Origin of the sequence: Pseudomonas sp. AL03 (genome assembly GCF_029960815.1) — a bacterium.
GTDB lineage: Bacteria > Pseudomonadota > Gammaproteobacteria > Pseudomonadales > Pseudomonadaceae > Aquipseudomonas.
The window spans coordinates 87,767-101,410 of the sequence record NZ_JASBRE010000014.1; the positions used below are offsets into that span (position 1 = coordinate 87,767).

Annotated in this window: 12 protein-coding genes and 1 pseudogene; 3 read left to right on the top strand and 10 right to left on the bottom strand. The window is 59.5% G+C overall.

Going from position 1 to position 13,644, the window contains the following annotated elements; genetic code table 11:
• Window positions 1-8 precede the first annotated feature (8 nt).
• From QK293_RS15420 to QK293_RS15445, 6 genes are all read right to left on the bottom strand, one after another.
• Window positions 9-1,664: an MlaD family protein gene (locus QK293_RS15420; protein ID WP_282378357.1), complete on the bottom strand. Its 1,656-nt coding sequence runs from the start codon at window positions 1,662-1,664 to the stop codon at window positions 9-11.
• Window positions 1,645-2,301: a paraquat-inducible protein A gene (locus QK293_RS15425; RefSeq protein WP_282378360.1), complete on the bottom strand. Its 657-nt coding sequence runs from the start codon at window positions 2,299-2,301 to the stop codon at window positions 1,645-1,647. The genes QK293_RS15420 and QK293_RS15425 overlap by 20 nt, the downstream gene beginning before the upstream one ends.
• Window positions 2,298-2,894 (bottom strand): paraquat-inducible protein A, encoded by a 597-nt coding sequence (locus tag QK293_RS15430; RefSeq protein WP_282378362.1) that lies wholly within the window; start codon window positions 2,892-2,894, stop codon window positions 2,298-2,300. Before QK293_RS15430 ends, QK293_RS15425 begins: the two co-directional genes overlap by 4 nt.
• 137 nt (window positions 2,895-3,031) lie before the next feature.
• On the bottom strand, window positions 3,032-4,333 hold the full coding sequence (locus QK293_RS15435) for an FAD-binding oxidoreductase (protein WP_282378364.1): 1,302 nt from the start codon (window positions 4,331-4,333) through the stop codon (window positions 3,032-3,034).
• On the bottom strand, window positions 4,330-5,418 hold the full coding sequence (locus QK293_RS15440) for a polyamine ABC transporter substrate-binding protein (protein WP_282378366.1): 1,089 nt from the start codon (window positions 5,416-5,418) through the stop codon (window positions 4,330-4,332). Before QK293_RS15440 ends, QK293_RS15435 begins: the two co-directional genes overlap by 4 nt.
• Window positions 5,419-5,547: 129 nt before the next feature.
• The gene (locus QK293_RS15445; RefSeq protein WP_282378368.1) at window positions 5,548-6,906 is read right to left on the bottom strand and encodes a glutamine synthetase family protein; all 1,359 of its coding nucleotides are present in this window, start codon (window positions 6,904-6,906) and stop codon (window positions 5,548-5,550) included.
• Between the two features lie 161 nt (window positions 6,907-7,067).
• On the opposite strand from QK293_RS15445, the gene QK293_RS15450 reads away from it, so the two are divergent.
• The gene (locus tag QK293_RS15450; RefSeq protein WP_282378370.1) at window positions 7,068-7,970 is read left to right on the top strand and encodes a helix-turn-helix domain-containing protein; all 903 of its coding nucleotides are present in this window, start codon (window positions 7,068-7,070) and stop codon (window positions 7,968-7,970) included.
• 2 nt (window positions 7,971-7,972) lie between these two features.
• Here QK293_RS15450 and QK293_RS15455 read toward each other — a convergent pair.
• Window positions 7,973-8,668, bottom strand: a pseudogene (locus QK293_RS15455) (mechanosensitive ion channel domain-containing protein); the annotation flags it as partial.
• A 151-nt stretch (window positions 8,669-8,819) separates the two neighbouring features.
• Between QK293_RS15455 and QK293_RS15460 the strand changes: the two are divergent.
• A complete protein-coding gene (locus QK293_RS15460; protein ID WP_282378372.1) occupies window positions 8,820-9,275 on the top strand; it encodes a YMGG-like glycine zipper-containing protein in 456 nt (151 codons plus the stop codon).
• On the opposite strand, the gene QK293_RS15465 is transcribed toward QK293_RS15460, so the two are convergent.
• Genes QK293_RS15465 through QK293_RS15475 form a run of 3 tightly spaced genes read right to left on the bottom strand, consistent with a single transcriptional unit; the run spans window position 9,260 to window position 12,966 of the window.
• Entirely contained in the window at window positions 9,260-10,288 is a 1,029-nt protein-coding gene (locus QK293_RS15465; RefSeq protein WP_282378375.1) for a DUF2955 domain-containing protein, read from the bottom strand. The two genes, QK293_RS15460 and QK293_RS15465, sit on opposite strands and share 16 nt — an antisense overlap.
• A complete protein-coding gene (locus tag QK293_RS15470) occupies window positions 10,278-11,417 on the bottom strand; it encodes an HlyD family secretion protein (RefSeq protein WP_282378377.1) in 1,140 nt (379 codons plus the stop codon). Before QK293_RS15470 ends, QK293_RS15465 begins: the two co-directional genes overlap by 11 nt.
• Entirely contained in the window at window positions 11,410-12,966 is a 1,557-nt protein-coding gene (locus tag QK293_RS15475) for a TolC family protein (protein WP_282378379.1), read from the bottom strand. Before QK293_RS15475 ends, QK293_RS15470 begins: the two co-directional genes overlap by 8 nt.
• A gap of 118 nt (window positions 12,967-13,084) precedes the next feature.
• Here QK293_RS15475 and QK293_RS15480 point away from each other — a divergent pair, with 118 nt between their 5' ends.
• Window positions 13,085-13,609, top strand: a complete 525-nt coding sequence (locus tag QK293_RS15480) for a transporter suffix domain-containing protein (protein WP_282378381.1) — start codon at window positions 13,085-13,087, stop codon at window positions 13,607-13,609.
• The last annotated feature ends 35 nt before the right edge of the window (window positions 13,610-13,644 follow it).

Below are 13,644 nucleotides of genomic sequence, written 5' to 3' on the forward strand. Positions count from 1 at the left end.
TCCTGTGGTCATTTGCGCGGCGGCCCCTGCAGGTCCATCGGCGCGGCATTGTCGGGACGGCCGCGAATCAGCGATTCCGGATGGCGTCCCAGGTAATCCGAGAGTTCACGCAAGGAGCGCGACATGCGTCCGAGTTCGTCCAGGGTCTGGCCTAATTGTTCGCGTTGCGGCGAGTCTTCAGCCAAGGTCGAACTGGCCGATTGCAAGGTCTTGCTGACGTCCGCCAGCGTCGTCTGTACGCCGGGCAGGGTCTTGGCGTTGAATTGCGCCAGGCCTTTACGCAGTTCGACGAGGTTGCTGTCGAGGTTGCCGGCAATGCGCTCGATTGGCAGCTGGTTGATCTTGTTGACCATGCCCTCCAGTTTTTCCTGCAACTGCTCGAGGCTGCCAGGAATGGTGGGGATAGAGACAGGACGGGCGGTCGGATCGAACACGACTTTCTCCGCTTTGGGGTAGAAGTCGAGCGCGATGTACAACTGACCGGTCAATAGATTGCCGCTACGGGCCTGGGCCCGCAGACCGTTGTTGATGAAGCTGCCCATCAGCCGTACGCCTGCGGCTTCGTCGTTGGGGTCATGCTTCAAGGCCTCGAGCATTTTAGTGTGGGCCTGGCCGAGTCGTTGCGGGTAGATCACGATGCCGACATTGACCGGGAAACTGCTCTTTTTCGCGTCGAAATCCAGATTGACCGAGACGACTCTGCCGAACTCTGTGCCAAGGAATTCCACCGGCGCACCGACCTTGAGCCCGCGCAAGGCCTGATCGAAACGCAAACTCAAGAATTGTCCCTTGCCGCTGGGCGGGGCGAGGGCGGTTAGTTGGTCTTCGAACAGATCGAAGGCTTTCTCCTCGGTGGCCGGTTGATCGTTGGGGCTGTATTCCGGAGCGCGGAAGGCGATGCCACCCACCAGGATGGATGACAGCGACTCGGTTTTCACCGAAAAGCCGTTGGCGCCGACATTCACGTCGATCCCGCTGGCGTTCCAGAACCGGGTGTTTTCAGTGACGTAGGCGTCGTTGGGCGCGTGGACGAACACTTCGATGTTCACCCCTTTACCGTCGGCGTCCAGGGCATAGGCCACCACCTGACCCACCGGAATCTTGCGGTAGTAAACCGGAGAGCCGATGTCCAGCGAACCCAGGTCCTGGGTGTGCAAGGTGAAGCGCTTACCCGGCTCGCCATAGGTAATCGGCGGCGGGTTTTCCAGGCCGGTAAAGTTTTTTGCGCGAGCGTTGGACTGGCCGATGTCGGCACCAATGTAATCCCCGGACAGCAGGGTATCGATACCCGATACTCCGCCGGCGCCAATACGTGGACGCACGACCCAGAATTGCGAGTCTTCGCGGGTGAAACTTTCCGCCTGCTTGGCCAGTTTGATGGTGGCGTTGACGCTCTTCTGATCGTTGCTCAGTTCCACGTCCGAGACATGGCCGATCACCACGTTGCGGTATTTGACCTCGGTCTTGTTGGCTGTCAGGCCGCTACCGGTTTTGAACGTGACGGTAATGGTCGGACCTTCCTGCATCATGGTGTGTACGACCAGGGAAATCCCCACCAGCACCGCGACGATCGGCACGATCCATACCAGCGAAACGCTGAAACGACGGGTTTTGACAGGGGCCTGACCGGGGACTTGCGGCGCGTCAGTGGCTTGCGACTTCATCCTTGACCTCCTCGTTTGGGTGATGCCGCTCTTTTTTATCCCAGATCAGGCGTGGGTCGAAACTCATGGCCGAGAGCATGGTGAACACCACCACCAGGCCAAAAAACAGAATGCCCACGCGCGGCTCGATATCGCCCAGCGCCTGGAACTTCACCAGCGCTGCCACTAGCGCGACGACAATCACGTCGAGCATCGACCAGTAGCCGATGAGCTCGACGAATCGGTAGAGCTTCGAACGCTCTTTGCGCGCCCATGAGCTGTCGCGTTGCACGGTGACCAGCAGCAGCGTCAGGGCGACAAACTTGACGCCGGGCACCGCGATGCTGGCGATGAAAATAATCAGAGCAATGTCCCAGGCGCCGTGCTGCCAGAACTCCAGCACACCGCTCATGATGGTGCTGTCGGCACCGGAGCCGAGCATAGTGGTGTTCATCACTGGCAGCAGATTGGCCGGGATGTAGAACACCAGCGATGTCACCAGGTAAGCCCAGGTCCGGGTCAGGGAGTTGCTTTTGCGCCGATGCAGCGGCGCACCGCAGCGTTCACATTCATGGGGGTCATGGGTCATGTCGCAGGCCAGGCCGCAGCGGTGACACAGGCAGAGGTTGAGTTCGTTGGCGGTCGGTGGCGCGTTCATAGGATGTCCCACAGATCGCGAATATCCCGTCCGGCAAGGCGGATCATCATCAGGCTGAGGACCGCCAGGGCAAACAGGCCAATCCCGGGCAGCACGTCGAGCAAACCTGCGAGTTTGAACACCGCCACCATGGCCCCCAGCAAGCACACTTCCAGCATGCTCCAGGGCCGGAGTATTTCCAGCCAGCGCATGCAGAACCTGAAAGCGGGCGAGCGTCGCTGCACGAGCGCGAAGCTCAGGACCCAGATCAGCAGGACTAACTGGAAAATGGGCGCGATGATGATAGAAATTGCCGCCACCATGGCAATAAACGTGATCGGCCCATGACTCAGGGCCAGCACCGAATCCCAGAGCGTCGCGCTGTTTTTCAGGCCCTTGAGGCTGATGCTCATAACCGGATAGAAATTGGCGAAAATCCACAGCACCGCGGCGGTGAAGGTCAGGGCCAATCGCTGCTCCACCGACAGGCCGTTATAGCGCTGCAGCACGCCGCCGCAGCGCATACAAAGGGTTTTCTGATGTTTGGCGAGCGTGACTTTTTCATACACGCAGTCGCAGTGCTCGCAGATGATCAGTGGGTCAGTCGTAGCCATAGGCCGCACTCGCGAGGACACAGGGAAGTCAGAGCACTTCCTCAATATAGAAGCGCCTCGCGATTGAGCAAATTAAAAGGCTGCTCAATGGGATAAGTAGGGGCGGTGCGCTAGGGCACCGCGAGGGTGGAGGGCGGTCAGCCCAGGAGTTCGCGCAGGCGATACCAGAACATGCCGAGCGCCAGCAGCGGAGAACGCAGCATAGGTCCGCCGGGAAAGGTCATGTGCGGCACGGCGCTGAACACGTCAAAGCCCTGACTGTGTCCGACATGGATCGCTTCGCCCAACAGCTTCGCGCACCAGTGGGTCACGTTCAGGCCATGACCGGAGTAACCCTGGGCGTAAAACACGTTCGGGTGCTGGCTCAAGCGCCCGACCTGTGGGAAGCGATTGGCCGAGATGCCGATCTTGCCGCCCCACTGATAGTCGATGCGCACGTTGGCCAGTTGCGGGAAGACCTTGAGCATGTGCGGGCGCATGTAAGCTTCGATGTCCGCCGGATCACGCCCGGAATAATGGCAGGCCCCGCCGAACAACAAGCGTCGATCTGCCGAGAGCCGGTAATAATCCAGGCCGATTTTCTGGTCGCAGAGCGCCAGATTCTGCGGGATCAATTGCGCTGCAACGTCGGGCGTCAACGGCTCGGTGGCGATAATGTAGCTGCCTGCCGGAAGCACCTTGCCGCTCAGTTTCGGTTCGAGTTCTTCCAGGTGAGCGTTGCACGCCAGCACCAGGCTGCCGGCGCGTACCGTGCCGCCGGCACAGCGAACCTGCACGGTGCTGCCATGGATCAACTCCAGCACCGGGCTTTGCTCGAAAATCTGCACCCCGAGAGATTCGGCGAGCCGCGCTTCGCCGAGCACCAGGTTGAGCGGGTGCAAATGACCGGAACCCATGTCGACCAGACCGCCGGCATACACGCCGGAGTTCACCACCTGCTGACGGATTTGCTCCGGCCCGACGAGTCGGGTTTCGTGGGCGTAGCCCGATTCGACAAGGCCTTGCTGCTCAACCTTGAACGCCGCGAACTGCGCTTTGGTGTTCGCCAATTCGCAGAACCCCCAGCGCAGGTCGCAATCAATCCCATGTTCACGAATGCGGTTACCCACGAGCGCTACCGATTCGACGCCCGCACGCTCAAGGTAACGCACGCCGTCCTCACCGATGTAGCGGGCGAAACCACTGACGTCATGCCCGATACCGCGGATCAGCTGCCCGCCGTTACGCCCGCTGGCGCCCCAGCCGATCCGCTGGCCCTCCAGCAGAATGACCGAGAGCCCGCGCTGAGCCAGTTCGATCGCGGTGTTAACGCCGGTAAAGCCGCCGCCGATGACACAGACATCGGCTTCAAGATCTGCGGCCAGCGAGGGGTAGGGCGCCATGCCATAGGCCGACGCCGCGTAATAGGAGCGAGCATGTTCGTTGCTGTACTGATTCATTTGTTGGACTTCACTTTGCTCCAGGAGCGGGTCATCAAACGCATGATTGCCTGGGGCGGGGTGGTCGAAATGTAGAGTTTGTCGAGGACTTCCTGCGGTGGGTATACCTCAGGATTGTTGACCAGCTCCGGGTCCATGTACTGCTTGGACGCCGGATTCGGGTTGGCGTAACCGACCGAGGCGCTGACCTTGGCAATCACTTGCGGGTCGAGCAGGTAATTGATGAAGGCGTGAGCTTCTTTCGGGTTGCTGGCGTCTGCGGGGATCGCCAGCAGGTCGAACCACAAGTTACTGCCTTCCTTGGGAATCGCGTACGCGATGTTCACGCCGTTCTTGGCTTCCTTGGCCCGATTCGCGGCCTGGAACACGTCCCCCGAGTAACCGAAGGCCACGCATATATCACCGTTGGCCAGGTCCGAGACGTACTTGGACGAGTGGAAGTAGGTGATGTAAGGCCGGATGCTGAGCAACTTGGCCTCGGCTTTTTTGTAGTCTTCAGGGTTTTCACTGCGCGGGTCCATGCCCATGTAGTTGAGGATCGCGGGGAACACTTCATCGGCCGAATCCATCATCGACACACCGCACTGACTGAGCTTCTTCAGATTCTCGGGTTCAAAAAACACTGCCCAGGAATCAATGTGATCGATGCCCAGCACTTGTTTGACCTTGTCGACGTTGTAGCCAATGCCGTTGGTGCCCCACAGGTATGGGACCGAGTGCTCGTTGCCCGGATCGTTTTTCTCCAGCAGCGCCAGCAGTTTCGGGTCGAGGTTTTTAAAGTTGGGCAGTTGCGAACGATCAAGCTTCAGGAACGCACCGGCTTTCACCTGGCGGGCGAGGAAGTGGTTGGATGGCACCACCACGTCATACCCGGTGCGGCCGGCGAGCAATTTTCCTTCCAGGGTTTCGTTGGAGTCGAACACGTCGTAGATCACCTTGGTCCCGGTTTTCGCCTGGAAGTCGACGAGGGTGGTCTCGCCAATGTAATCGGTCCAGTTGTAGACGCTGACCGTTGGCTGAGCCTGCGCAACGGCGCTGAACAACAACGCCAGTGCGACCGGAACCACGGATTTCAATAGACGCATATCGACACCTCTTCGAATGATCGTTCCCACGCTCTGCGTGGGAATGTAGCCCGGGACGCTCTGCGTCCCAAAACGGACGTGGAGCGTCCGGTGAGGCGTTCCCACGCAGAGCGTGGGAACGATCAAGTGCTAGACGCTGAGCAGCAGGAACTCACGCTCCCACGAGCTGATCACGCGCTTGAAGTTCTCGTGTTCGGCGCGCTTGACCGCCACATAGCCGCGGACGAATTTGCTGCCCAGATAGCGGCCGATGGTTTCGCACTCTTCCATCTGCGTCAGCGCGTCTTCGATGGTGATCGGCAGGCGCAGGTTGCGCCGTTCATAGGCGCGACCTTGCACCGCAGCGCTGGGTTCGATGCGCTCGACCATGCCCAGGTACCCGCACAACAGGCTCGCTGCGATGGCCAGATAAGGGTTGGCGTCGGCCCCCGGCAAACGGTTTTCCACGCGCATCGCATCGGGTGTGGAGGTCGGCACACGCAGACCCACGGTACGGTTTTCTTCGCCCCATTCGACGTTCACCGGCGCCGAAGTGTCCGGCAGGAAGCGGCGGAACGAATTGACGTTGGGCGCGAACATCGGCAGCACTTTGGGAATGTACTTTTGCAGGCCACCGATGTGGTGCAGAAACAGTTCGCTCATCTGCCCGTCGGCATCGGCAAAGATCGGCTGGCCGGTGGCGATGTCCACGACGCTCTGGTGGATATGCATGGCGCTGCCGGGCTCATCGCCAATCGGTTTGGCCATGAAGGTCGCGGTGACGTTGTGCTTGAGGGCCGCCTCGCGCAGGGTTCGCTTGAACACGGTGATCTGGTCGGCCAGGTCCAGTGCGTCGCCATGACGGAAGTTGATTTCCATCTGCGCCGGGCCGTCCTCGTGGATCAAGGTATCGAGGTCCAGACCCTGAAGTTCGCACCAGTCGTAAACGTCTTCAAACAGCGGGTCGAATTCGTTGGCGGCGTCGATGGAAAACGACTGGCGACCACTTTCCGCACGCCCCGAACGACCCAGCGGCGCCTTGAGCGGCAAGTCCGGATCTTCGCAGCGCTGGGTCAGGTAAAACTCCATTTCCGGCGCGACAATCGGCCGCCAGCCTTTGTCGGTGTACAGCTGCAGGACTTTCTTCAGTACGTTGCGCGGCGACAGCTCGATCGGGTTGCCGAACTTGTCGAAGGTGTCGTGAATCACGATAGCGGTGGGCTCGATGGCCCATGGAATCACGTAAACCGCGTCGGAAACGGGCTTGCAAACCATGTCGATGTCAGCCGGGTCGAGCAGGTCGTAGTAGATGTCGTCATCGACAAAGTCCCCGGTTACCGTTTGCAACAGCACACTTTCCGGCAGGCGCATGCCTCGCTCATGCAGGAACTTGTTGGTGGGTGCAATTTTGCCGCGTGCAATGCCAGTCAAGTCGCTGACCACACACTCGACTTCGGTAATCTTGTGATCTTTCAGCCACGTGAGCAACTGATCGAAAGGGACATTCATAAAGACCTCGTTATTGGTTTTATTAACGCCGGGGAGGCGGGTTTCATCCACCACACACTTCCCCTGTGGCGCGTTGACGACTATCTTGGGCGAGCCTTGACGTTCTATCTATCCACTTTCAGCAGCACCAAAACGCACCAAACGAGTGCGTAAGGTCACCCATGACAACGTGCAACCCCTTACAAGTCCAAGCGTTCAACACCGCCGACGTGGCCGAGCAAATCCGCGCCACACCGGGTTGGGTGCAGCATTATCAGCAAATGTCGCCGGGACATTTCGCAGGGAGGGTGCGCTATCTGGACCTGCAAGGCGTGGAGATTTACGAGGAACACATGAACACGCGGGTCGAACAGAATTTCAGCGCCCCTGAAGGCTCGCTGGCGTTCTGTTTCGATCGCAGCGACAACGCGCTCTACGTGTTGAATGGTGAAAGCCGCAACATCTGGATCACCCCGGAGAACTACCAGGAAATCGCCGTGGTGTTCGGTCCGGCGTTCGTTCAGCGTCACGGTCTGAATGTGGCCAGGCTCGAAGGCCTGTTCATGGCGCCACTGAACTCGGGACAGAACGCGCTGTTCAGTCGCTGGCTCAGCGGGACGTTAACCCGACTGGCGCAGACGCTCGATCCACCGAGCAAGGACGCGTTGACCCAGCAGTTGCTGGAAGACTGCCTGTACATCCTCGACAACGCGTGTGTGTGCCTTGATCGCGGAGGTCTACAGCGCCGCGCCGAAGAGCGATCGGTGATGAAACGCATCGGTGAGTGGGCGGCTGATGCCCCGGAAGAAACCCTGAACCTGCTGGAGCTTTCGCAGGTCGCCGGGGTTTCACTGCGTCAATTGCAGCATGCGTTCAAGGCCTATACCGGGATGACCCCGACCCATTGGCTGCGCTTGCGTCGACTCAACAGTGCGCGCCGAGAACTGCTCAGCCGCACGGCCAAGGACACCACGGTGGCAGATGTCGCGATGCGTTGGTCGTTCTGGCATTTAGGAAGATTTTCCAGCAGTTATCGGGCGTTATTTAAGGAATTGCCGAGTGAAACGCTGAAGCGCAGTCGTTAATGTCATGGCGCAGGAACAGGCTTGGCCAATTCGATGCCGGCCGCACTCAATCGCTTCAGGATCTGCAATTAGGCGGTGTACAGCAGGGTTTTGACTTGTTCGGGGTCGATATCCAGAGGGAACACCAGCTCGAGTGTGGACACCCCTTGGGCGCTACCGCCAATGGTCACATTGGGAAGGTTCTGGGAAATCAGCTGGGAGTTGGGCACGATCAAGATCGAGCGGTCACTGAGCTGTATCTCGGTGGCCCTGACATTGATCCGCCGGATATCGCCTTCAACCCCACTGATGCTGATCAGGTCGCCGACCTTGACCGAACGCTCGGTGAGCAGAATTAACCCGGAGACGAAGTTCTTGACGATCTCCTGCAAGCCGAAGCCGATCCCCACCGACAACGCACTGACGATCCAGGCCAGATTCGTCCATTTGACGCCCGATGAAGACATGTAACCGACCAGCAGGCCAAAAATCGAGATCAAAACAGCGATGCTGACGCCGCTATAAATCACACCCGCCAGCGTAGTACCAGATTCAGGGGCTTCCCCGGCAATGACCATCGCGCGGCGGGTTTTACTGACGCGTAGCAATAACGCGCCAATAATCAAGATGACGACTAATGACACGACACCACGGCTGAAGAGAACCACCTGCGAACTCATCCCCGTCGCATTGGTTATTTGTACCAGCGATATGAGTATCCAGCCTTAATTGCACGCCGCGAAAAATTGTTATTCGACCGCACAGCCCCCGTGGAGTGGGGGGCGAGGAGGGGTGATCTACAATCTTCTGTGTTGAACTCGGTTCAGAATCACGGTGTGTGGAGTAGCAAGGGCTCTTTAGGAGGTCATCATGAGAACGTTGTCGTCGATTAGTCTGTGCATCGCACTGTCGGTTTCCTCGACCCAGGGATGGGCGGAAACGGTCGTGCCGATGAAAGGGCAGAGTTCGCAACAAACCCAAGTGGACATCACCGATTGCCACAACATCGCGGCCAGTCAGAGCGCCTCGACTGCACCGCCTCCTGCCGGTGGAAGGCTGAAGGGCGCCGCTGTGGGCGCTGCCGCAGGGGCTGCGGGGGCGCAGGTGCGCGGCCGTCAGCACGACGAGTTTTATGATCGCGTCGATGATGACGTGAAGCAGGACTATCGCCAGAACCAGGCAAAAGGAACCGCGACAGCGGGCGCGGTGGTCGGTGGCTCACGCCAGCGTCAGGAACGCCGGGCACAGCAGAAAACCAGTGCCGCGACCAGTTCAACGGGCTACACAAGCTGCCTGCAAGGGAAGGGGTATCAGGTTAATCCTTGAGCATTATTTGGCTGCCGCTGATCGAGCAGATGAACCATCAGACAGGCATACAGCGTCACGGCGATGAACAAGTCCATGCGCACGGCAAACGCGGTGTAAACGTCCTTGCCCGCTGCGCTGTCCTGAACCGATTGGCCCAGCAGGATAATCAGCGTGATCAGGCTATTGAGCCAGAACCCCGGACTCAATCGCGTGGGATTCAGGGCATACAGCTTGCGCGCCACTATCAGGCCGAACAGCAGCATCCACAGAAAGAACATCCATAGATGTACAAACAGGCTGAGGGCACACCAGAACAGAATGGCCAGCAAGCCACCGAGCAACGTTGAACCGACCAGTTCACGACCGGCATGGCGTGTGGTCGTCGTCGAGCTTTGCTGACCCAGGCTGACCGCCTTCAAGATGATCGGCAGATAACTGGCCGGATCGATCAGCGCCAGCAGGAATGTCGGCAGCACGATCAGGGTGGCACGCAGCGCCACTCGACCGACTTCTTCGTCCGGTAGAACCGGAGGAGGCGGTGGTGACGGGGCATTGATCGGCTCGGGAAACAGCCAATGACTGAGTGCCAGCACTATGACGGCCAGGAGCAACCCCTTGACCAACGCACCGATGACCATCGCGGCCAAATCGAAATCCGCCACACCGGCCGAAGAGATCATGGTCAGGCCAATCACCAGAAAAGTGACAATCAGATTGTTACCGCCACGCAGTCCAAAACGAAAAGCCAGGAACAGACTGGCGCCGATCAGTAACACGCCGCTGAAAGGGTAATAACGTAGGATCGGGATCAATAACAGGCCGACGCCAGTGGTCAACATCGCGGTCAGTGCGAGCACTACTCCAGCCTTAAATGGCAGCGCACGATTGAGCGTGGCCAGCAGCAGCAAGCAAAGCACTGGCGCGATAAACGGGATCGGCAAACCCAGGCCGAAACTGGTCGCCAGGCACAACGCCGTGCCGGTGGCGAGGCGCAGTGCGCGTTGAACCCGGGGGGGGCGTTCAGTAGGCATAGGACAGCCAACTCATCAGTCCCAGGAATACGCGACCGAGCGGGTTGAGCGGGTTGCCCTGGGTGGGGAAGGCCATGACTTCGGCCTGTCCACCGGCCCGGATGGCGTGACTTTCACGCAGAGTGTTTATTGAGTCAGTAGAAAACTCGATAATCACCGGGAAGCGCTGTGCCGGACGCAGCCAGTCACGGCTGTTCTGCACACTGGGCAACGTGCCGGGCGCAGGCGTCTGACCCACGCTGACACCGTAGCCGACACTGCGCACGCGGCCCTCGAAAACCTGGCCTGGCAACGCATCCAGTACTATCGCCACCGCAGTATCGGGCTTCACCAGGCCGAGGTTGTTCTCGGTCATGTCCGCACTGATCCACACATCGCGGATGGCGATCAGGGTCATGACCGGGGTACCGGCCGCTGCGAATTGCCCAACGTCAGTGCGCAGGTCCGTGATCAGGCCGGCCGAGCGCGCGCGAATCTGCGTATTGGCCAGGTCCAGTTCGGCTTTTGAGAGCGCCGTGGCGGCGCTGCGCAGCAGGGCGTTCTCTTCGTCGCTGCCACCTTCCTGCTCTTGCGCACGCTGAACTTCGGCACGGGCGGCGGCCACCTGGCTGACCGCCTGTTCATGGTTGGCGCGGGACACTTCAAGCAGGCGCACGGATACGGTGCCCGGGTCTTCGCGATACAAACCTTCAAGACGCTGATTGTCCTGTCGGGCCTTGCGTTCGTTGGCCTGAGCAGCACGCAAGGACGCTTGCGCCGACGCGATTCCGGCAGTGCTGGCACCGATCTGCCGGCGCGTCGACTCAAGGTCAGCGCGCGCGCGATCGACGGCAATCTGATAGGGCTGAGAATCCACCTCAAACAGGACTTCGCCGGCCTTGACGTCCTGGTTGTTACGCACGTTTACACGGGTCACTCGGGCTGCCACTTCCGCGGCCACCGGAATCACAAAGGCACCCACCCGTGCCTGCTGCGTATAGGGTGTGAAGCGGTCCGCCAACAGGTACCAGGCCAGGCTCAGGATGATCAACAGCAACACCCACTTGATGCCTTTTTTCGCCGAGTCGGGGGCCGGCGCTGGCGCCTTGGAGGAGGGCGCGTCGGGGGAGGGCTGCGCGGCTTCACTCATCTTTTTTTACCTTCTGTGGGATGGGAAAGGCTGGCTGCGCAGCGGTAGGCTCACTCAGAATATCGCCCCAGTCCGTGCGTTTTTCCATCTGCTTGCGGGTAAGGTAGTCAACGTTCGGCTGGGCGCTGTACCAACCGCCGCCCAGGGATTTGTACAGCGCAATCACATTGCTCACCGCGTTGCTGCGAGCGATCAAGTAGTTGTCCTGCTGTTCGAACAATGCGCGCTGCGCATCCAGCACCCGCTGGAAATCCGAATACCCTTCGCGGTACAGCGAACTGGCCAACACCAGCGAACGCTTGGCCGACACTTCGGCCTCACGCAGGATTCGTTCACGCTCCAGTGATTTGATCAGGCCGCTGGCGGCATCGTCAGCTTCGCGTGCAGCCTGACGAACCTTGTCGCGGTAGGCCTCGATCAGTTGTTGCAAACGGGCATCCTGCACGCGCACGTTGTTGCTGATCTGGCCGTGGTCGAACAGGTTCCAGCGCAGACTGGGGCCGCCGATCAGGTCCAGGCTTTTGGAGGTGCCCTTCAGCGTGTCGGCCGACCAGACGATACTGCCCAACAAGGTCAGTGACGGGTAGAAATCGCTTTCGGCCACGCCGATCAGCGCCGACTGGGCCGCGACATTGAGCTCGGCGGCGCGCACGTCGGGCCGACGCAGCAGCAAATTGGCCGGAACATCCTGCAACACTGCACGGTCGACCAGCGGGATATATCCTTCATTTTCGATCAACTGCGGCAGCGCGCCGGGCGGCTGACCGATCAACACGGCCAACGCATTGCGGGTGCGCAACAATTGGTCTTCGAGATTGGGGATCGTGCTCAGCGTGCCCAGGTACTGGGTCTTGGCTTGTTGCAGGTCGAGCTCGGCAGTCTGACCGCTGTTGAACAACTTATCGGTGATCTCGAAGCTGCGTTTTTGCTGCCTGGCGTTTTCCCGGGCGACACGCAAACGCGCTTCGGTGGTACGCAGCGAGAAGTAGGTGTCGGCCACTTGCGCCCGCAACAGCACGAGCACGTCTTCATAGTTGGCCTGGGCGGCGAAGTAGCTGGCATCGGACGACTCGATGGCACGACTGAAGCGTCCCCAGAAGTCCAGCTCCCAGCCAATGTCAAAACCGGCACTGTATTGCCAGAAATGGCTGTCCTGCGGATTGCTGCCGCCAGATTGTCTTCGATTGAAGTACAGAATATCGGCGCTGGCCTGCTGCAGTTGCGGGTAAAGCCCGCTTTGGGCGATGCCCAACTGGGCGCGGGCTTCCATCACGCGCAGGCCGGCGATCTTAAGGCTGGAGTTGTGTGCATCCGATTCGGCAATCAGGTGGTCGAGAACCGGATCGGCGAAGACTTGCCACCACTGACGCAGATCCGGGTGAAGCCCGCGTTGGCTGGATTGCTGGAGGGCAGGAGTGTTCCAGTGCTTGACCCATTCTTCGCTGGGCGACTGGAAGTCCGGACCCAGCCGTACGCAACCACTGAGGCCGAACACACCCAGCAGCAGGAGCTGGCCTGACCGATTCAGCAGAGGTCTACTTGGATGCATTAACCCTTTCCCGACCAACGAAGATCACTGGAGCATAGCCGCCCAAATCGACAGGCGGCTGCTACGCTTTTCAAGCTCCTTCACATCTGCTGCAACCGGCTAAAAAGGTACGACGATCATGAATAACACCCAGGGCAGTGTTGAACCTCATTCAGCCGGTTGGCGCTTCAAAGTGGGCATAACCATTATCTGCCTGATGTTGGGGTCCTGGCTGATGGTGCCTGCCGCAGCAGCGGCCGGTGTACCGGGCTCAAAGATCGCTGCGCTGACCGGCGTGCTGTTCATCAGCAACAAGGTTCTGCTGATTCTTGTCATCACCATCATGGGCAAGTCGGGCTTCCAGCAACTCAAACGCAGCGTATTCGGTTACGTGTCCACGCTCGCGCCCAAAGCAGATCTCGAAGTAGGGTCGGCTCGTCATCGAATCGGCATCGTCATGTTTTGTTTGCCGCTGATCTCATCGCTGCTTGAACCCTACGTCGACAGCCTTTGGCCAGGGCTCAGGCCCAACCTCTGGCAGCTTCAAGCGTTGGGCGACGCAATGCTGATCGGCAGCTTTTTTGTGCTGGGGGGAAATTTCTGGGAGAAGGTGCGCGCCTTGTTTATTCGCACCGCTCGTGTGGCAAACACAAATGCGGTGTGAATAAAAAAATCGACATAGCAGCTGTGGGCGAGGCA